The 19,352-nt window shown below is 71.1% G+C and carries 14 protein-coding genes and 1 riboswitch; of the genes, 11 read left to right on the top strand and 3 right to left on the bottom strand.

Annotated features, from left to right (window positions below; all coding sequences use genetic code 11):
* Window positions 1-12 precede the first annotated feature (12 nt).
* The 3 genes from nuoL to nuoN are packed head-to-tail and all read left to right on the top strand — an operon-like array spanning window position 13 to window position 5,185.
* Window positions 13-1,962: an NADH-quinone oxidoreductase subunit L gene (gene nuoL / locus UW392_RS21340; RefSeq protein WP_320776657.1), complete on the top strand. Its 1,950-nt coding sequence runs from the start codon at window positions 13-15 to the stop codon at window positions 1,960-1,962.
* A gap of 5 nt (window positions 1,963-1,967) precedes the next feature.
* Window positions 1,968-3,539, top strand: coding sequence for an NADH-quinone oxidoreductase subunit M (locus tag UW392_RS21335; protein WP_320776656.1), 1,572 nt, complete (start codon window positions 1,968-1,970; stop codon window positions 3,537-3,539).
* Window positions 3,536-5,185 carry an NADH-quinone oxidoreductase subunit NuoN gene (nuoN, locus tag UW392_RS21330; RefSeq protein WP_320776655.1) on the top strand — a complete coding sequence of 550 codons (1,650 nt, stop codon included), beginning with the start codon at window positions 3,536-3,538 and terminating at the stop codon, window positions 5,183-5,185. Before UW392_RS21335 ends, nuoN begins: the two co-directional genes overlap by 4 nt.
* A 69-nt stretch (window positions 5,186-5,254) precedes the next feature.
* On the opposite strand, the gene UW392_RS21325 is transcribed toward nuoN, so the two are convergent.
* Complete coding sequence (locus UW392_RS21325; RefSeq protein WP_320776654.1) at window positions 5,255-5,857, bottom strand: Uma2 family endonuclease; 603 nt, start codon at window positions 5,855-5,857, stop codon at window positions 5,255-5,257.
* A gap of 222 nt (window positions 5,858-6,079) precedes the next feature.
* Here UW392_RS21325 and recQ point away from each other — a divergent pair, with 222 nt between their 5' ends.
* Entirely contained in the window at window positions 6,080-8,134 is a 2,055-nt protein-coding gene (gene recQ, locus UW392_RS21320; protein ID WP_414496520.1) for a DNA helicase RecQ, read from the top strand.
* A 6-nt stretch (window positions 8,135-8,140) separates the two neighbouring features.
* Here the strand turns inward: recQ and fahA are convergent, their stop codons facing one another.
* Window positions 8,141-9,355: a fumarylacetoacetase gene (gene fahA / locus UW392_RS21315; protein WP_320776652.1), complete on the bottom strand. Its 1,215-nt coding sequence runs from the start codon at window positions 9,353-9,355 to the stop codon at window positions 8,141-8,143.
* Between the two features lie 242 nt (window positions 9,356-9,597).
* Between fahA and UW392_RS21310 the strand changes: the two genes are divergently transcribed.
* The 3 genes from UW392_RS21310 (at window position 9,598) to UW392_RS21300 (ending at window position 13,079) form a co-directional block, all read left to right on the top strand.
* Window positions 9,598-10,842: an ATP-grasp domain-containing protein gene (locus UW392_RS21310; RefSeq protein ID WP_320776651.1), complete on the top strand. Its 1,245-nt coding sequence runs from the start codon at window positions 9,598-9,600 to the stop codon at window positions 10,840-10,842.
* Window positions 10,843-10,935: 93 nt separating this feature from the next.
* Entirely contained in the window at window positions 10,936-12,141 is a 1,206-nt protein-coding gene (locus UW392_RS21305; protein WP_320776650.1) for an FAD-dependent oxidoreductase, read from the top strand.
* Window positions 12,142-12,269: 128 nt separating this feature from the next.
* A complete protein-coding gene (locus UW392_RS21300; protein ID WP_320776649.1) occupies window positions 12,270-13,079 on the top strand; it encodes an HAD family hydrolase in 810 nt (269 codons plus the stop codon).
* A gap of 40 nt (window positions 13,080-13,119) precedes the next feature.
* On the opposite strand, the gene UW392_RS21295 is transcribed toward UW392_RS21300, so the two are convergent.
* The gene (locus UW392_RS21295; RefSeq protein ID WP_320776648.1) at window positions 13,120-13,824 is read right to left on the bottom strand and encodes a LysM peptidoglycan-binding domain-containing protein; all 705 of its coding nucleotides are present in this window, start codon (window positions 13,822-13,824) and stop codon (window positions 13,120-13,122) included.
* Window positions 13,825-13,829: 5 nt separating this feature from the next.
* Window positions 13,830-14,026, bottom strand: a riboswitch (cyclic di-AMP (ydaO/yuaA leader).
* 668 nt (window positions 14,027-14,694) lie between these two features.
* Between UW392_RS21295 and UW392_RS21290 the strand changes: the two genes are divergently transcribed.
* The 4 genes from UW392_RS21290 to UW392_RS21275 all read left to right on the top strand — a co-directional run bounded on the left by UW392_RS21290 (window position 14,695) and on the right by UW392_RS21275 (window position 19,322).
* Window positions 14,695-15,705 carry a polyprenyl synthetase family protein gene (locus UW392_RS21290; protein WP_320776647.1) on the top strand — a complete coding sequence of 337 codons (1,011 nt, stop codon included), beginning with the start codon at window positions 14,695-14,697 and terminating at the stop codon, window positions 15,703-15,705.
* A 338-nt stretch (window positions 15,706-16,043) separates the two neighbouring features.
* Window positions 16,044-17,294: a sigma-E factor regulatory protein RseB domain-containing protein gene (locus tag UW392_RS21285; RefSeq protein WP_320776646.1), complete on the top strand. Its 1,251-nt coding sequence runs from the start codon at window positions 16,044-16,046 to the stop codon at window positions 17,292-17,294.
* A gap of 149 nt (window positions 17,295-17,443) precedes the next feature.
* Window positions 17,444-18,421 (top strand): ATP-binding cassette domain-containing protein, encoded by a 978-nt coding sequence (locus UW392_RS21280; protein ID WP_414496533.1) that lies wholly within the window; start codon window positions 17,444-17,446, stop codon window positions 18,419-18,421.
* A complete protein-coding gene (locus UW392_RS21275; RefSeq protein WP_320776645.1) occupies window positions 18,408-19,322 on the top strand; it encodes an ABC transporter permease in 915 nt (304 codons plus the stop codon). Before UW392_RS21280 ends, UW392_RS21275 begins: the two co-directional genes overlap by 14 nt.
* The last annotated feature ends 30 nt before the right edge of the window (window positions 19,323-19,352 follow it).

Here is a 19,352-nt window from a genome sequence, read left to right as displayed (position 1 = left end):
GTCGGAAGAATCGTGGAGAACATGATTGCGCTGCTGGTGGCGGCGCCCCTGCTCGGAGCGGTCGTCCTGCTGTGCGGCGGGCGGCGGCTGGACGCCGTCGGCCACTGGATCGGCACGCTCCTCGCGGCCGCCTCCTTCGTCATCGGCGCCCTCCTCTTCGCCGACATGCTCGGCAAGGACGCGGAGGCCCGCGAGATCGGGCAGCACCTGTTCAGCTGGATCCCGGTCGAGGGCTTCCAGGCGGACGTCGCCTTCCAGCTCGACCAGCTGTCGATGACGTTCGTCCTGCTCATCACCGGCGTCGGCACGCTCATCCACGTGTACTCCATCGGGTACATGGAGCACGACGAGCGCCGCCGCCGCTTCTTCGGCTACCTCAACCTGTTCCTCGCGGCGATGCTGCTCCTCGTCCTCGCCGACAACTACCTGCTCCTGTACGTCGGCTGGGAGGGCGTCGGCCTCGCCTCCTACCTGCTCATCGGCTTCTGGCAGCACAAGCCCAGCGCCGCGACCGCCGCGAAGAAGGCCTTCCTGGTCAACCGCGTCGGCGACATCGGCCTGTCCATCGCGATCATGCTGATGTTCACCACCTTCGGCACCTTCGCCTTCGGGCCGGTGCTTCAGGGCGTGGGCGAGACCGGCGAGGGCACGCTCACCGCCATCGCCCTGACGCTGCTGCTCGCGGCCTGCGGCAAGTCGGCCCAGGTACCGCTGCAGTCCTGGCTCGGTGACGCGATGGAGGGCCCGACTCCGGTCTCGGCCCTCATCCACGCCGCGACCATGGTGACCGCGGGCGTCTACCTGATCGTCCGCTCCGCCGACATCTTCAATGCCGCGCCGAACGCCCAACTGGTCGTGACGGTGGTCGGTGCGGTCACGCTGCTGTTCGGTGCGATCGTCGGTTGCGCGAAGGACGACATCAAGAAGGCCCTCGCCGGTTCGACCATGTCGCAGATCGGCTACATGGTGCTCGCCGCGGGCCTCGGCCCCATCGGCTACGCCTTCGCGATCATGCACCTGGTGACGCACGGCTTCTTCAAGGCCGGGCTGTTCCTCGGCGCCGGCTCCGTCATGCACGGCATGAACGACGAGGTCGACATGCGCAAGTACGGCGGCCTGCGGAAGTACATGCCGGTCACCTTCGTCACCTTCGGTCTCGGCTACCTCGCGATCATCGGCTTCCCGGGCCTGTCCGGCTTCTTCTCCAAGGACAAGATCATCGAGGCGGCCTTCGCCAAGGGCGGCGCCGAGGGCTGGATCCTCGGCGGCGCGGCCCTGCTGGGCGCGGCCCTCACGGCGTACTACATGACGCGCGTGATGCTGATGACCTTCTTCGGCGAGGAGCGCTGGCGGAACCGGGCCACCGCCTCCCCGGACCAGCCGGACGTGGAGCCCGCGGCCGCTGGGCACGGGGGCGCTCATGCCGAGCCGCACCCCCACGAGTCGCCGAGGTCGATGACCATCCCCATGATCGTGCTGGCCTTCGGGTCGGTGTTCGCGGGCGCGTTCTTCGGTATCGGTGAGCGGTTCGTGCACTGGCTGGAGCCCGTCACCGGGTACGAGCACGGGCACCCCCCGGTCAGCGCGCTGACGGTGACCCTCTCCACGGTGGTCGCCCTCGTCCTCGGCGCGGGGCTCGCGTACCTGCACTACGGGCGCCGTCCCGTGCCCGTCGTCGCCCCGCGCGGATCGGTGCTCACCCGGGCCGCCCGGCGCGACCTCCTCCAGGACGACTTCAACCACGTGGTCCTGGTCCGCGGCGGCGAGCACCTGACGCGCTCCCTGGTGTACGTCGACCACACCCTGGTCGACGGCGTCGTCAACGGCACGGCGGCCTCGTTCGGCGGCCTCTCCGGGCGGCTGCGCAAGCTGCAGAACGGCTACGCGCGCAGCTACGCGGTCTCGATGTTCGGCGGTGCGGCGGTCCTCATCGCCGCGACCCTGCTGATGAGGGCGGTCTGATACCGATGTCCTTTCCCCTGCTGACAGCGACGGCGGTGCTCCCCGCCCTCGGGGCGATCGCCACGGCCGCCGTACCGGCCACGAAACGCACCGCCGCCAAGTGGCTGGCGCTGCTCGTCTCGCTGGGCACGCTCGCGCTCGCCCTCACCGTGCTGCTGCGCTTCGACCCGGACGGCGCCCGCTACCAGCTCACCGAGTCCCACTCCTGGATCGCGGACTTCGGGGTGCGCTACGAACTGGGCGTGGACGGCATCGCGGTCGCCCTGATCGCGCTCACCGCCCTGCTGATGCCGTTCATCATCCTGGCGGGCTGGCACGACGCCGATCCCCATGAGACAGGAAACAAGCGTTGGCGGCCCACCCAGGGCTTCTTCGCGCTGATCCTGGCCGTCGAGGCGATGGTGATCATCTCCTTCGAGGCCACCGACGTCTTCCTCTTCTACATCTTCTTCGAAGCCATGCTCATCCCGATGTACTTCCTCATCGGCGGCTTCGGGGACCGGGCCCACGAGCACGGCGAGGAGACGGCGGCCACCCAGCGGTCGTACGCGGCCGTGAAGTTCCTCCTCTACAACCTGGCCGGCGGCCTGATCATGCTGGCCGCGGTCATCGGCCTGTACGTGGTCGCCGGGAACTTCTCCCTCACGGAGATCGCCGAGGCCCGCGCCAACGGCACGCTGGAGATGGCGACCAGCACCGAGCGCTGGCTGTTCCTCGGCTTCTTCTTCGCCTTCGCGGTGAAGGCGCCGCTGTGGCCGCTGCACACCTGGCTGCCCAACGCCATGGGGGAGTCCACCGCCCCGGTCGCCGTACTGATCACCGCGGTCGTCGACAAGGTGGGCACCTTCGCCATGCTGCGCTTCTGCCTCGGGCTGTTCCCGGAGGCGTCGAAGTGGGCGACGCCCGCCATCCTCGTCCTGGCGCTGATCAGCATCATCTACGGGGCGCTGCTCGCCGTCGGCCAGCGCGACATCAAGCGGCTGGTGGCGTACGCGTCGATCTCGCACTTCGGCTTCATCGTCCTCGGCATCTTCGCGATGACCAGCCAGGGCCAGTCGGGCGCCACGCTCTACATGGTCAACCACGGCATCTCGACCGCCGCCCTGATGCTGGTGGCCGGCTTCCTGATCTCGCGGCGCGGCTCCCGGCTCATCGCCGACTACGGGGGCGTGCAGAAGGTCGCCCCGGTGCTCGCCGGCACCTTCCTGATCGGCGGCCTGGCGACGCTCTCGCTGCCCGGGCTGGCGCCGTTCGTGAGTGAGTTCCTGGTCCTGGCCGGCACGTTCGCGCGCTACCCGGTGGTCGGGATCATCGCCACCGTCGGCATCGTGCTCGCCGCGCTGTACGTCCTCGTCCTCTACCAGCGGACCATGACGGGCCCGGTGAAACCGGAGGTCGCCGAGATGCCGGACCTGCGGGTCCGGGAGCTCGTCGTCGTCGCCCCGTTGATCGCCCTGCTGCTCCTCCTGGGCGTCTACCCGAAGCCGGTCACGGACATCGTCAACCCCGCGGTGCAGCACACCATGTCCGACGTCCAGAAGCAGGACCCCGAGCCCGAGGTGGAGGCGGCCAAGTGAGCGCATCAGCCGTCCACAGCCTGTGGACAATGGCGGCCGACCCGATCGAGAAGATCGACGCGCCGAAGATCGAGTACGGGCTGCTGTCGCCCGTCCTGATCGTCATCGGAGCGGCGATCCTCGGGATCCTGCTCGAAGCCTTCGTGCCGCGCAGGTCCCGTTACTACGCACAGGTGTTCCTGTCCGTCGTCGCCCTCGCCGCCGCCTTCGCCGCCGTCGTCGCCCTGGCGGCGGGCGGGCACGGCACCACCAAGGCGGGCATCGCGGCGATGGGCGCGATCGCCGTCGACGGACCGGCCCTGTTCCTGCAGGGCACCATTCTGCTGGCCGGACTGCTCGGCGTGTTCACCTTCGCCGAGCGGCGGCTCGACCCGGCGGCCCACGGCAACCAGGTCGACTCGTTCACCGCACAGGCCGCCTCCGTGCCGGGCAGCGAGGGCGAGAAGGCCGCGGTCAAGGCCGGGTTCACCACCACCGAGGTGTTCCCGCTGCTGCTCTTCGCGGTCGCCGGCATGCTGATCTTCCCGGCCGCCAACGACCTGCTGACCCTGTTCATCGCCCTGGAGGTCTTCTCGCTGCCGCTGTACCTGCTGTGCGCCCTGGCCCGGCGCAAGCGACTGGTCTCGCAGGAGGCCGCGGTCAAGTACTTCCTCCTGGGCGCCTTCGCCTCCGCCTTCACCCTCTTCGGCATCGCCCTGCTGTACGGGTACGCGGGCTCCGTGTCGTACGCGACGATCGCCCAGGTCGTCGACGGCACCGTGCAGAACGTGACCCCGGCGCTCGCCGAGACCATGAACAACGACGCGCTGCTGCTCGTCGGCACCGCCATGCTGGTCATGGGCCTGCTGTTCAAGGTGGGCGCGGTGCCGTTCCACATGTGGACGCCGGACGTGTACCAGGGCGCGCCCACCCCGGTCACCGGCTTCATGGCGGCGGCGACGAAGGTCGCGGCGTTCGGTGCCCTGCTGCGCGTGCTGTACGTGGTCCTGCCGGGCCTGCGCTGGGACTGGCGGCCGGTGATGTACGCCGTCGCGATCGTCACCATGCTGGGCGGCGCGATCGTCGCGATCACCCAGACCGACATCAAGCGGCTGCTGGCCTACTCGTCGATCGCCCACGCGGGCTTCATCCTCGCCGGTGTCATCGCGGCCTCACCGGACGGCGTCGCCTCGGTGCTGTTCTACCTGGGCGCGTACTCGTTCGTGACGATCGGTGCCTTCGCGGTGGTCACGCTGGTACGGGACGCGGGCGGCGAGGCGACGCACCTGTCGAAGTGGGCGGGGCTCGGGCGCCGCTCACCCTTGGTCGCGGCGGTGTTCGCGGTCTTCCTGCTGGCCTTCGCGGGCATCCCGCTGACCTCGGGGTTCGCCGGCAAGTTCGCCGTGTTCAAGGCGGCGGCCGAGGGCGGCGCGGGCGCGATCGTCGTGATCGGTGTGATCTCGTCGGCCATCGCGGCGTTCTTCTACATCCGCGTGATCGTGCTCATGTTCTTCAGCGAGCCACGGCCCGACGGCCCGACGGTCGCCGTGCCGTCAGCGCTGACCATGACGGCGATCGCGGTCGGCGTGGCGGTCACGGTGGTGCTGGGCGTGGCGCCGCAGTACTTCCTGGACCTCGCGAGCCAGGCGGGCGTTTTCGTCCGCTGACGCCCCCTTCTTGGGGGAACGACGGCCCGGCCCCTTGGGAGGGGGGCCGGGCCGTCGGCTGTCCGCGGACTACTGGCTTCGCTCGCGCCGTGGCCTGATGCCGGTGAGGTCGAGATCGACGGGGAACGGGGCGGGGACCTTCATACGCTCACGGAAGATCCCGACGCTGGTGTAGACGCCGGTGGTCAGCTCCAGCTCGAAGGCGTGCACGGCGGCGAGGCCCTTCTCGTGCTCGACCCGCCAGTAGTGGCGGATGCCCGCCCGCGCGTACTTCAGCGGCTTGGTCTCGCGGTCCCGCGACACGGAGTCCGGCGAGACGACCTCGATGGCCAGGACGACCGCTTCGGCCGGGAAGCGGGTCTGCTCAGGGTCCTGCACCACGTGACCGCGCACGACGATCACGTCGGGCTCGGGCCGGTTCTGCCGGTCGATGTCGATGGTGAACTCGCGGATGACCTCGAACTCCTCGGGGGCCAGCGCCTCGAGCTGCCACTTGAAGAAGTCAACAGCGCGTGAGTGGAAAAGAGTCTGCGGACTCACGAAGACCAGGCTCCCGTCGATCAGTTCCGTGTGCGGAGGCAGGTTCGGAAGCTGATCCAGGTCGTCGGCGGTCCAGCCGCCCTCCGGGGGGATGGGCCAAGCGGGTGTGGACGTCTTGGGTTCGACGCTCATGAGTGCTCCCATGGGACGGAGTCTCGCCGGTCACTTCAGACTATCGGCCGGAAACGGGCAGGTCTCCCGCGTACGTGTGAACGAGCGCCGTGTCTTTGACGAAGCACTCCGGCCCCGAGGCGCCCGGCCTGTGGATAACTCCGTGCCTGTCGGTCCGGGCCCCTATCGTGGACGCAGTGGTCGAGGAACCACGAGCGACCACGACGTACGGGGGACGGGACTATGAGCGGAACAGGTGTGATGACCGGAATCGAGGCGACCGCGACCGCGGGACCGGCCGGAGGCGACAGCGAGGCGCTCGCCACGCTGCACCGCGTCTTCGGCTACGACGCCTTCCGCGGGCAGCAGGAAGCGATCATCGAGCACGTGGTGACCGGCGGCGACGCCGTCGTGCTCATGCCGACCGGCGGCGGCAAGTCGCTCTGCTACCAGATCCCGGCCCTGGTCAGACCCGGCACCGGCATCGTGATCTCCCCGCTCATCGCCCTCATGCAGGACCAGGTGGACGCGCTGCGGGCGCTCGGCGTGCAAGCCGGCTTCATCAACTCCACGCAGGACTTCGACGAGCGGCGCGTGGTGGAGGCCCAGTACCTGGCGGGCGAGCTGGACCTGCTGTACCTGGCGCCGGAGCGGCTGCGCCTGGAGGGCACGCTCGACCTCCTCTCCCGCGGCAAGATCTCCGTCTTCGCCATCGACGAGGCGCACTGCGTGTCGCAGTGGGGCCACGACTTCCGCCCCGACTACCTGGCCCTGTCCCTGCTGGGCGAGCGCTGGCCGGACGTGCCGCGCATCGCGCTCACCGCGACCGCCACGCACGCCACCCACCGTGAGATCACCGAGCGGCTGGTCATGCCTCAGGCCCGCCACTTCGAGGCGAGCTTCGACCGGCCCAACATCCAGTACCGCATAGTCCCGAAGGCCGACCCCAAGAAGCAGCTCCTCTCTTTCCTGCGCGAGGAGCACGCGGGCGACGCGGGCATCGTCTACTGCCTGTCGCGGAACTCGGTGGAGAAGACCGCCGAGTTCCTCTCCCGCAACGGCGTCGAGGCGGTGCCGTACCACGCGGGCCTCGACGCGGGCACCCGCGCGGCCCACCAGTCACGCTTCCTGCGCGAGGAGGGCCTGGTCGTCGTGGCGACCATCGCCTTCGGCATGGGCATCGACAAGCCGGACGTCCGGTTCGTCGCCCACCTCGACCTGCCGAAGTCGGTCGAGGGCTACTACCAGGAGACGGGCCGCGCGGGCCGCGACGGGTTGCCGTCCACGGCGTGGATGGCGTACGGGCTGCAGGACGTGGTCCAGCAGCGCAAGATGATCCAGGCGGGCGAGGGCGACGAGGCGTTCCGCCGCCGGTCCGCCGCCCACCTGGACTCGATGCTGGCCCTGTGCGAGACGGCCCGGTGCCGGCGTGGGCAGCTCCTCGCCTACTTCGGCCAGGAGCCGGGCGCGGACGGCTGCGGGAACTGCGACACCTGCCTGACCCCGCCGGAGACCTGGGACGGCACGGTCGCCGCGCAGAAGCTGCTCTCCACGATCGTGCGGCTGAAGCGGGAGCGGGGCCAGAAGTTCGGTGCCGGGCAGATAGTCGACATCCTGCTGGGCCGGCGCACCGCCAAGGTGATCCAGTTCGACCACGACCAGCTGTCCGTGTTCGGCATCGGCGAGGACCTGTCGGAGGCCGAGTGGCGGGGCGTGGCCCGGCAGCTGCTGGCGCAGGGGCTGCTCGCGGTCGAGGGCGAGTACGGGACGCTGGTGCTCACGGAGGAGAGCGGGACGGTCCTGCGGCGGGAGCGCGAGGTGCCCCTGCGGAAGGAGCCGGCCAAGCGGGTCGCCGCCGCGAAGTCGTCCTCGTCCGGCCGGGGCGGCGAGCGCAGGGCGAAGGGCGCGGCGGTGGCCGAGCTGGCGCCGGAGCTGGTGCCGGTGTTCGAGGCGTTGCGCGCCTGGCGCGCGGAGCAGGCCCGGGAGCAGGGCGTTCCCGCGTACGTCATCTTCCACGACGCCACCCTCCGGGAGATCGCGACCGTGCGGCCCACGTCCGTGGCCGAGCTCGGGGGCATCGGCGGCGTGGGCGAGAAGAAGCTGGCGACGTACGGGGAGGGAGTGCTGGGGGTGCTCGCGTCCCTGGACGGGGTGCCGGACCAGCCGCAGGACCAGCCCCAGCCCCAGTCCCCGGCTCAGCCCCCGGCCCAGGTCCGGGCAGGCGCGGGGGGCGAGGCGGACGCCCCCTTCGACTGGCCGGACACGGAGCCGGAGCCCGAGCCCGACGACTGGATGTGAGGGCGGTCAGCCGGCCGGGAGGACCGTTCCGCTGACCTCCCCCAGACCCACCCGCGTCCCGTGCGGGCCGGGCGCCCAGGCCGTCAGGGTCACCTCGTCGCCGTCCTCCAGGAAGGCGCGCTTGCCGGTGGGGAGGTCCAGCGGGTCGCGGCCGTTCCAGGTGAGCTCCAGGAGGGAGCCGAGCTGGTCCGGGGCGGGTCCGCTGACCGTGCCCGAGCCGTAGAGGTCGCCGGTGCGGAGGGAGGCGCCGTTGACCGTCAGGTGGGCGAGCTGCTGGGCGGCCGTCCAGTACATCGTGGAGAACGGCGGCTCGGAGACGACGTGGCCGTTGACGGCGACCGAGATACGGAGGTCGTAGCCGTAGGGCTCCTCGGTGGCGTCGTCCAGGTAGGGGAGCAGGGGGTGGGTCCGTTCCGGCGGGGTCACGCGGGCCTCGTCCAGGGCGTCGAGCGGGGTGATCCAGGCCGAGACGGAGGTGGCGAAGGACTTGCCGAGGAACGGGCCGAGCGGGACGTACTCCCAGGCCTGGACGTCGCGGGCCGACCAGTCGTTGAGGAGGCAGAGGCCGAAGACGTGGTCCCGGAAGGCGGAGAGGGGGACCGGGGAGCCCATGGGGGAGGGGGCGCCGACCACGAAGCCGACCTCCGCCTCGATGTCCAGGCGGGCGGAGGGGCCGAAGACCGGGACCGCGTCGCTGGGGGACCTGCGCTGCCCCGCGGGCCGTACCACGTCGGTGCCGGAGACCACCACGGTGCCGGACCGGCCGTGGTAACCGATCGGTAGGTGCTTCCAGTTGGGGGTCAGGGAGTCGGCTGCGTCCGGGCGGAAGATACGGCCGACGTTCCGGGCGTGGTTCTCGGACGCGTAGAAGTCGACGTAGTCCGCCACCTCGAAGGGGAGGTGGAGGGTCACGGAGGACAGGGGGTGCAGGAAGGGGGCGATCGCCTCCTGGTGGGAGGGGACCGTCACCCAGGCCGTGAGGGCGCGGCGGACGTCGGACCAGGTGGTGCGGCCGGCGGCGAGCAGCGGGTTCAGGGTGGGCCCGGAGAGGAGTGACGCGTACGGCGAGGCGAGGGCCCGGGCCGCGGCACCCGCGTCGAGCACCTGGTCACCCAGGCGGACCCCCACCGTCCGTGTGTCGGAACCGGACCGGGAGAACACGCCGTACGGGAGGTTGTGCGGGCCGAAGGGGTCGCCCTCGGGGACGTCGAAGGGGGGCATCGGGTGGTGCCTCACTTTCCTTGCTGTCCGTGGTGCCGTGGTGGTCGCGGCACAGGTTACGGCGGCGCAACGGATTCAGGCAGGGGTGACATTGCCTAAAGAGTTCGTAATGTCCTGATACGACTTGGTCGGAACGGACAATTCCGGCTTAGCGTCCTTCGGGGGTACGGACGCGGACGGGGCGGGTCCGGGTTCGTCAGGGGGACAGCTAGGGGGGACCCGTGCGTGGGGGTGGTTCGAGTGTGCCGTTGGACGTCGACCGGGATGTGCCCGGGCTGATCGTGAAGTTCGGGAACTATCCGTTGCACCACGGCGGCGTGGGCGCGATCCGCAGCCTCGGGCGGCTCGGCGTGCCGATGTACGCCGTCACCGAGGACCGCTGCACACCCGCGGCGGTCTCCCGGTACCTGGAGCGGGCCTTCGTCTGGCCGACCACGGGGACGGAGGAGCCGGAGCGGCTGGTGGCGGGGCTGCTGCGGATCGGGCGGAGGATCGGCCGGCCGACGGTGCTCGTCCCGACCGACGAGGAGGCCGCCGTACTCATCGCCGAGCACCAGGAGGAACTGGACGGGCCGTTCCTCTTCCCGCGGGTGGAGCCCGGGCTGCCCCGTCGCCTCGCCAGCAAGCAGGGGCTGCACGAACTGTGCGTGCGACACGGCATCGCCAGCCCCGCGACCCGTTTTCCGAGATCCTACGAGGACGTCGAGCGGTTCGCCGCGACCGCGCGCTTCCCCGTGGTGGCCAAGAACAGGGAGGCGTTCGTGCGGCGCGCGCGTCCCGCCGTGAACGGCACCACCCGGATCGCCTCACGGGAGGGGCTGCTCCGGCTGGCGCGGGAGTGGGGTGAGCGGCCCGGTGTGATCCTCCAGGAGTACCTGCCGCGGGAGGACGCCGAGGACTGGATCGTGCACGCGTACTTCGACGCGGAGTCGGCGCCGCTGACCATGTTCACCGGGGTGAAGGTACGGTCGTGGCCGCCGCACGCGGGAATGACGGCCAACGCCTACATAGTCGACAATCCGGAGCTCGCGGATCTGGCGGCGCGGTTCATCAAGGAGATCGGCTTCAGCGGGATCATCGACCTGGACCTGCGTTTCGACCGCAGGGACGGGCAGTACAAGCTCCTCGACTTCAATCCGCGGATGGGCGCGCAGTTCCGGATGTTCGAGAACGAGTCGGGGGTCGATGTCGTGCGCGCCCTGCACCTGGACCTGACCGGACGGACGGTCCCGGAGGGGGAACAGCTCACCGGTCGCCGGTACGTCGTGGAGAACATCGACCTGCCCGCGCTGCTCGCCTACCGGCGCAGCGGCTACACGACACCGCACGCTCCGGCCCGCGCCAGCGGTACCGAGCCGGCCTGGTTCGCGCGGGACGACCTGTGGCCGGCTCTCACGATGCTCGCCCGCCTCGTACGGCCGGGCGTGAAGCACCTGTACCAGCTGTGGCGGGCGCAGCGCCGTGGCTCGGGCGCCGCCGCCCAGTAGGCCATGAAGCAGGTGCCGTGAAGCAGGTGCCAGAAGCAGGCCACGAAGCAGGTACATCGCGCATTCGTCGCGTTACGTTCCGGGAGGGACTTCGTGATTCATCCGGTTGCAGTGATCGGCGCCGGGCCGTTCGGCCTGTCCACCGCCGCCCACCTGCGGGGGCGTGGCATTCCGACACGCGTCTTCGGTGAACCCATGGTGAGCTGGCGGGAGAACATGCCCGCCGGGATGCTCCTCAAATCGACACCGGCCGCCTCGGCCATCGACGCGCCGCAGGGCGGTCACACCCTCACCGACTACTGCGACGCGGCGGGCACACCGCGGCTGGCGCGGGACGAGGACGTCATCCCCGTGGAGACGTTCATCGACTACGGGTCGTGGTTCCAGCAGCGGCTGGTGCCCGACCTGGAGCGGGTGCGGGTCGTGTCCGTGGACCGGCGCGCGGACGGGAAGGGGTTCGAACTCAAGCTGGACTCCGGGGAGTCGTTCACCGCGCGGGCTGTCGTGGTGGCGACCGGCCTGTCCGGCCTCGCCCACCTCCCGCCCGAGCTCGCGGGCGCCGCCCCCGACGGGCCCACTCCCACCGGACCCCTCTCGCACAGTTCGCACCACCACGACCTCGACCGGTTCGCGGGCAAGGACCTGCTCGTGGTCGGCGCCGGGCAGTCCGCGCTGGAGACGGCGGTGCTGGCGGCGGAGGCCGGAGCGCGGGTACGGGTGGTCGCGCGCGGGCGCGGCAAGGTGGCCTTCGGTGATCCGCCGTGGCGGCAGCCGAGGCTCCGGCCCGAGTCGCCGTTCGGCCGGGCCTGGTCCCTCTGGGCGCTCAGCTACTACCCGCACCCCTACCGCCGGCTGCCCGCCGGCGCCCGCCACCTCCTCGTGCGCCGGGTGCTCGGGCCGCTCGGCGCCTGGTGGCTGCGGGACCGGTTCGAGGGCACGGTGCAGGTACGGGAGGTGCAGCGGATCGTGCGCGCGGGCGGCATCGACGGGCGCCCGACGCTGGTGGTGCGCACCCACGAGGGGCGCATGGAGGAACTGTCGGCCGACCACGTGATCGCGGCCACGGGCTACCGGGTGGACCTGGCGGCGATGGACTTCATCGGCCACGAGTTGCGTACGGAGCTGGCGGTGAGCCGGGGAGCACCGCGGCTCGGGGCCGGATATCGCTCGTCGGTGCCCGGGCTGTACTTCACGGGGCTGCCCGCGGCGGCCTCGTACGGGCCGGTGATGCGGTTCGTGTGCGGCACGGAGTTCGCCTCGCGGCGGCTGGTCAGGCACCTGGCGGCCGCCCACCGGTGAGCGGTGGGACGCGGTGCGTGCCACCGTGAACCGCGCTGTCCGGGGGCGGGAGTTCACGGTGCCGCAAGGGGGTACGTCGTCCGGTTAGCGCCGGACGGATGAGCCCTGCCGGTCCGTATTCTCTGATCATGACGCCGCGCACCGTGTACGCCCTCATCGCCACTGACCTGGACGGAACGCTGCTCCGCGGCGACCACACGCTCTCCGCCAGGTCCCGCTCCGCTCTCGCGAGAGCTGCGGCCGCCGGTGCGCGGCACCTGGTCGCGACGGGACGGCCCGCCCCACTCGTACGCCCCCTGCTGCGGGAGCTCGGCAGCAGGGGGCTTGCGGTGTGCGGGCAGGGCGCGCAGCTGTACGACGCCGGCGCGGATCGGCTGATCTGGTCCGTGACCCTGGACAGGGAACTCGCGGAGACCGCGCTGGAGAAGATCGAGGCCGAGGTCGGGGAGGTGTACGCGGCCGTCGACCAGGACGGGGCGGAGGGGAGCACCCTCATCGAGCCGGGTTACCTGATGCCGCAGCCGATGCTTCCCGCCGTACCGGTGCGGCGGCGCGAGGAACTGTGGGGCGCGCCCATCAGCAAGGTGCTGCTGCGTCACCCCACGCTGAGCGACGACGAGTTGACGGCGGCGGCCCGCCGAGTGGTCGGCTCGCTGGCGACGGTCACCATGTCGGGGCCCGGGACCGTCGAACTTCAGCCATGTGGCGTCACGAAGGCGACGGGCCTGGACAGGGCCGCCCGGCGGCTCGGGGTGAGCCCGGCGGACACCGTCGCCTTCGGTGACATGCCGAACGACATCCCCATGTTCGGCTGGGCCGCACGCGGGGTGGCCATGGGCAACGCCCACCCGGAACTCAAGGCCGTCGCCGACGAGGTGACCCTGTCGAACGAGGAGGACGGGGTCGCCGTGGTGCTGGAGCGGCTGTTTCCGGGGTGAGCGTTGCCGTGGCCGGGTGTGGCCACGCCGGGGAGCCGGGTCAGTACGGACCGAAGACGTTGTCGATCGAGCCGTACCGCGCGGCGGCGTAGTTGCACGCCGCCACGATGTTCGAGACCGGGTCGTACGGGTCGTACACCGTGCCGGAGACGTGGTACGCGGCGAACGTCGGGTCGATGACCTGGAGCAGGCCCTTGGACGGGGTGCCCGCCGCGGCGTTCGAGTCCCAGTTGTTGATGGCCTGCGGGTTGCCGGACGACTCGCGCATGACGTTGCGGTGGATGCCGTCGTACGTTCCCGGTATGCCGTTCTGCCCCATGACGTCCAGGGCCTCACGGATCCAGCCGTCGAGGTTGTCGGCGTAGGTCGTGACGGAGGCGGGGGTGACCGCGGTCGCCGTGTCCGTGCCGGACTCCCCGGCCGCACCGACCGTGAGTTCCAGACCCGGGCGGATGAGTTGCGGGTCGTCACCGACGACCGCGCGGTTGTCCTCGTACAGCTGTCGCCAGCCGCCGTCGACGGCGTGCTCGTCCGCGATCCCGGTGAGCGTGTCGCCCGCGAGCACGGTGTACGTCGGGGCGGCGGCCTGGGGTGCGGTCCGGACCTGGGCCGGCTGTGCGGCACTGGCGCTCGTCGCGCCCATGAGCGGAAGGGCGAGGGCGGCCGCACCGGTTCCGGCGACGGCGAGGACACCTCGGGCGAGCGGGCTGGTTCTGGGGCGGCGGTGCTTGCCTCGTGCGGGCATGGCGCGTTTCCTCTCCGGCGCCTGCGAGGTGAGCTGTCGGGTTCGGGCGGAAAGGTGCCCGGCCGTGCACGGCCCGCACGACGCATGACGAGCGGCGAGTGGTGTGCGCGGCTTCACCCCGAGCCGGTCCGGACCTACTGACCGGCGGCTTGCCTGGGTCCCCCGCTCCTGCCCTGCGTGAGTGAGTCGGTCAAAGGGGTCGCGGGCGGCGGCAGGATTCGGCGTTCCGCCCGGATGGACGTGAACGTATGCGAGAGCACACAGGTGAAACAAGGGTGGATGGGTGACGTGAGTCTCTCTGGTGACGTGCTGGCGGGGCTAAAGGAGATCGAAATGCCCGGTCGGTCGACTCCAACTTTCCTTCTGCAAAGGCAAAGTGCTCGCGCTTCGAAGGTGTGGTCACAAAGGCCCCCGTGTGACTCGACTCACGGGCTGGAAGGATCATGGGGGAAGGGTGTCCGTGCGGAGCGGCGACTGGGGGTGGCGTAAAGGTGGCAGGGAGTCACGGGGCGGTGACGGGAGGCTGCGCCCGTGACACATGGTCCGCACCGGGTATGCGGAGCGGGCGCGGAGCGGATGCGCCGGGTGTCGGGGATGATCACTCGGGGGCCGTGAGGAGAGCCGCCGGTGGAGCCGTGTGGGTCGAGGCATGTCCGTACGTATCAGCTGATCAAGAACATGACCGGTGTGTGCCGATGCCGCCCGGGGTGGACCGGTGGGCGCTCGTGGTGATCGAAAGGTGACCGGATACGCTGACTCGGGTGATGGCAGCGACAGATCGACAAACTATGTCATCGACCTTGAGACCGTGACCGTCCGTGTGACCGACCGTATGACCGTCAGCAGACGTCAGCAGACAGGAGACCTCTCGTGACCGTCGTCGAGCCGTTCGGGCTGAGCGTGCGGGACCAGGCTCTGGAAGCCGATGTCCAGGCCGGATTGACGGCCGTCGAGGAAGGTTTGTTCGAGGCCACGAAGAGCGAGGTCCCCTTCATCCAGGAGGCCGCGCAGCACCTGCTGAAGGCGGGCGGGAAGCGGTTCCGGCCGCTGCTGGTGATGCTCGCGGCGCAGTTCGGGGACCCGCACGCGCCGGGCATCGTGCCCTCCGCCGTGGTCGTCGAGCTGACGCACCTGGCCACGCTGTACCACGACGACGTGATGGACGAGGCGGACGTGCGCCGCGCGGTGCCGAGCGCGAACGCCCGCTGGGGCAACTCCGTCGCCGTGCTGACCGGGGACTTCCTGTTCGCCCGGGCCTCGCACGTGGTGGCCGACCTGGGGCACGAGGCGGTCCGGATCCAGGCCGAGGCGTTCGAACGGCTGGTCACCGGGCAGATCCTGGAGACCGTCGGGCCGCGCGACGGGCGGGACCCCATCGAGCACTACCTGGAGGTCCTCGGCGGGAAGACCGGCTCGCTGGTGGCCGTCTCCGGACGGTTCGGGGCGATGATGTCCGGCGCCGACGAGACGGTCGTGGACGTGCTGACGCAGTACGGGGAGCGGCTGGGCATCGCGTTCCAGCTGGCGGACGACGTGCTGGACGTCGCCTCCGACACCCGCGAGTCGGGGAAGACGCCGGGGACCGATCTGCGTGAGGGTGTCCCCACGATGCCGGTGCTGCGGCTGCGGGAGCGGGCCGCGCGGCTGGGGCTGGCCGAGGACGCCGAGCTGTGCGAGCTGCTGGACGGCGACCTGACCGACGACGCGCGCCTCGCCGACGCGCTGTCCCGGCTGCGGGCCCACCCGGCGCTGGAGCAGGCCCGGCGGGACACCGTGCGGTACGCGGAGGAGGCCCGGTCGACACTGGCGCCGCTGCCGGAGTGCGACGCCAAGAGCGCGCTCGTGGAACTGTGCGACGCGGTGGTGCACCGGGCCGGCTGACGGCCGAGGGTGCGTGGCGTACGCCCCGCACCGCAGGACGGTGGACGCGGCGCCCTCCCGGCGACCCCTACGGGGCGGGGAAGGCGCCGCCTCCGTATGTCATCCCTCAGCAGTACGTGGAATTGATCCCGCGGTCTGACGCTTCCGGATGGCCGATTTGGTCGGATGGAAAGCACCAATCCTCACTGGTTCGGGTGAGAATGGCGGCTCGAGGTGGACGACGACGCGTGCGAGAACGACGCCGTGCGAGTACGACGCCACGGGCACCGCGACGCGGCACGGGCAATGCGGCGCGGTGCGACGACCTGGCCGCCGCCTACTACGGAGGTAAGGCACATATGGCACCGTTCAAATCCGACGACAGCGCCACGACCGGCGAGGCCGGGGACGTGCGCGGCGGACGGCGCAGGGCCGCGCGGTACGTCGTCCCGGTCACCGTGGTGGGCGTGGCGGCCGCGACCATCGGCCTCGTGCCGGCGTTCGCCGGCTCCGGCGATCCCGACCTGCCGGAGGTCAGCGCCCAGGAACTCATCGAAAAGATCGCCGCCTCGGACGTCGATCAGCTGTCCGGCACCGTGAAGATCAGCACCGATCTGGGACTGCCCGACCTGGGCGGTCTGGCGAGCGGCCTCGGGGCGGGTGGCGGGGCCGGGGGCGACGACGGCTCCACCGCCGACCCGTCCGCCCGGCTGACGGAACTCGCCACCGGTACGCACACCCTGCGCGTGGCCGTCGACGGGCCCGACAAGCAGAAGCTGTCGCTGCTGGACGAGGCCGCCGAGTACAGCGTAATCCACAACGGCGACGACGTGTGGGCGTACGACAGCGGTTCGAACGAGGTGTACCACGCGACCGGCGGCGCGGACGGAAAGGACGACGCCGCGCCCGGAACCGTGCCGGGGAACGTGCCCGCGACACCCAAGGAACTGGCCGAGGAGGCGCTGCGGGCGGTCGACGACACGACGTCCGTGACCGTGGACGGCACCGCGCAGGTCGCCGGGCGCGACGCGTACAAGCTGCTCGTCGAGCCCAGGCAGGCCGGCTCGACGGTCGGCGCCGTCTCGGTCGCCGTGGACGCGGAGACGGGACTGCCGCTGAAGTTCACGCTCACCCCGGCGAGCGGCGGCGCGGCCGTCGTCGACGCGGGCTTCACCAAGGTCGACTTCGCCGCGCCCAGCGCCGCCACCTTCGACTTCACGCCGCCCGAGGGCGCGAAGGTCACCGAGGCGGAGGAGCTCGACACTCCGGATGCCGGAACGCACGACTCCGGGCAACTGCCCGAGCCGGGCGAGGAGTTCGCCCAGGGCGCCGAGGGGCTGAAGGGCATGAAGGTCATAGGCGAGGGCTGGAGCTCCATCGCCGCGTTCGACACCGGTGACGAGGGCCTTCCGACGGCGTCGTCCGGCGAGGGCGGCGGCGATCTCGACGGCTTCCTGAACTCCCTCGGCGACGAGGTCAGCGGCCCGTTCGGCTCCGGCACGGTCTTCTCGACGCGCCTGGTCAACGTGCTGATCACGGACGACGGCAAGGCCTACGCCGGCGCGGTCACCAAGGAAGCACTGGTCAAGGCGGCGAACACGGACCGGTGAGGCCGGCCCGGCGGATTTCGACGTCGTCGACGTCGTCGACGAACGGCGACAGTCACACGGGCAGTCACACGGGCAGTTATAGGGGCAATCCCATCGAAACGAGGTCGTAAGTGGAGGAGCTGCCCGCCGCGGACCCGGTGGTGCCGGTGGTGTCGGTGGCACCGGTGGTGACCCCGGCGGCGCCGGTGGCCGCGGACGAGGCCGTCATCGCCACCAGCGCGCTCACCAAGCGCTACCGCGGCGGACAGCTCGCCGTCGACCGGCTCGATCTCGCCGTTCCGGCGGGCAGCGTCTTCGGTTTCCTCGGGCCGAACGGCTCCGGGAAGACCACCACCATCCGGATGCTGATGGGCCTCATCGAGCCCACCTCGGGTACGGCCCGGGTGCTCGGCCGCCCGATGCCGGGCGCCTCCCGGGCCGTACTGCCGCACGTGGGCGCGCTCATCGAGGGCCCGGCGCCGTACGGCTTCCTGTCCGGGCGGGACAACCTGACGCGGTACGACGCGGCCGACCCCACCGCCGATCCGCGCACCCGGCGTGCGCGGGTCGCGGCCGCGCTGGACCGCGTGGGCCTGACGGCCGCCGCGGGCAAGAAGGCGAAGGCGTACTCGCTGGGCATGAAGCAGCGCCCCGGCCTCGCGGCGGCACTCCTCCAGCCGCGGCGCCTCCTCGTCCTGGACGAGCCGACCAACGGGCTCGACCCGCAGGGCATGCGGGAGATCCGGGCACTGATCAGGGAGGTGGCGTCCGACGGGACCACCGTCTTCCTCTCCTCCCACCTGCTGGACGAGATCGAGCAGGTGTGCACCCACGCCGCCGTGATGGCGCAGGGGCGGCTGCTCACCCAGGGCGCGGTGGCCGACCTCGCGGCCGGCGCGCGCGGGCGGCTGGTCGTGGTCACACCGGACGCCGGGGACGCGGCCCGGGTGCTGAAGGAACTGGGGGTCGGCGACATCGTCATGGACGAGGACCGGGTGACGGGCGAGCCGCCGGACCGGGACCTTGCCGTGGTCACCGCCACGCTGGTGACGGCCGGGGTACGCGTACGCGGTCTGACGGTGGAACGGGCCTCACTGGAGGACGCGTTCGTGGCGCTCACGGGAGAGGGCTTCGATGTCGAGGGCTGAGAGCGCGAAGGCGACGGGTACGGCAGAGGTGGCCGCGTGCACGCCGGGCAGCCCCAGCCCCAGCCCCCTGTGGACCTTCGGGCTGCTGCGCAGCGAACTCGGCATCACCTTCCGGCGCTGGCGCACCCTCGCGCTGCTCGCCGTGCTCGCGGGCGTGCCGGTCCTGGTGGGCGTGGCCGTGAGGATCGAGACGAGCGACGGCTCGTCGGTCGGCGGCGGGGGCGGCGAGGGCCCGGCGTTCATCGCGCAGATCACCAACAACGGACTGTTCCTGGTGTTCACGGCACTGGCCGCGACGCTGCCGTTCTTCCTCCCCATGGCGGTGGGGGTGATCGCCGGTGACGCGATCGCGGGCGAGGCGAACGCGGGGACGCTGCGCTACCTGCTGGTGGCCCCCGCCGGCCGTGCCCGGCTGCTGCTCGTCAAGTACGCGACCACGGTGGTGTTCTGCCTGGTGGCCACCCTGGTGGTGGCGGCCTCGGCACTCGCGGTGGGTGCCCTGCTGTTCCCGCTCGGCGAGGTGACGACGATCTCCGGTACGCGCATCGGCCTGGCGGAGGGCCTGGCCCGGGCGCTGCTGATCGCCCTGGTGGTGGCCGCGTCGCTGATCGGTGTGGCCGCCCTCGGCCTGTTCGTGTCGACCCTGACCAGCAGCGGCATCGCGGCGATGGCCACCACGGTCGGGCTGCTGATCACGGTGCAGATCCTCGACCAGATCCCACAGCTCGAGGCCGTCCAGCCGTACTTCTTCTCGCACTACTGGCTGTCGTTCGCGGACCTGCTGCGGGACCCCGTCCACTGGGACGGCCTGCTGCGCAACCTGGGGCTCCAGGCCGTCTACGCGGCGGTCTTCGGCTCGGCGGCGTGGGCGCGCTTCACGTCGAGGGACGTCACGGCGTGAACGGCGTGGGAAGCGGTCGAGGCCCGAGGC

The organism is Streptomyces sp. CRN 30 (genome assembly GCF_034105845.1).
This window is presented reverse-complemented; position numbering and strand designations above follow the sequence as displayed.

Bases quoted from the DNA above. Each gene is read 5' to 3' on its own strand.
- UW392_RS21335 (WP_320776656.1), top strand. From the start codon at position 1,968: ATGTCCTTTCCCCTGCTGACAGCGACGGCGGTGCTCCCCGCCCTCGGG.
- UW392_RS21325 (WP_320776654.1), bottom strand. From the start codon at position 5,857: ATGAGCGTCGAACCCAAGACGTCCACACCCGCTTGGCCCATCCCCCCG.
- fahA (WP_320776652.1), bottom strand. From the start codon at position 9,355: ATGCCCCCCTTCGACGTCCCCGAGGGCGACCCCTTCGGCCCGCACAAC.
- UW392_RS21285 (WP_320776646.1), top strand. From the start codon at position 16,044: ATGGCACCGTTCAAATCCGACGACAGCGCCACGACCGGCGAGGCCGGG.
- UW392_RS21295 (WP_320776648.1), bottom strand. From the start codon at position 13,824: ATGCCCGCACGAGGCAAGCACCGCCGCCCCAGAACCAGCCCGCTCGCC.
- UW392_RS21275 (WP_320776645.1), top strand. From the start codon at position 18,408: ATGTCGAGGGCTGAGAGCGCGAAGGCGACGGGTACGGCAGAGGTGGCC.
- UW392_RS21300 (WP_320776649.1), top strand. From the start codon at position 12,270: ATGACGCCGCGCACCGTGTACGCCCTCATCGCCACTGACCTGGACGGA.
- recQ (WP_414496520.1), top strand. From the start codon at position 6,080: ATGAGCGGAACAGGTGTGATGACCGGAATCGAGGCGACCGCGACCGCG.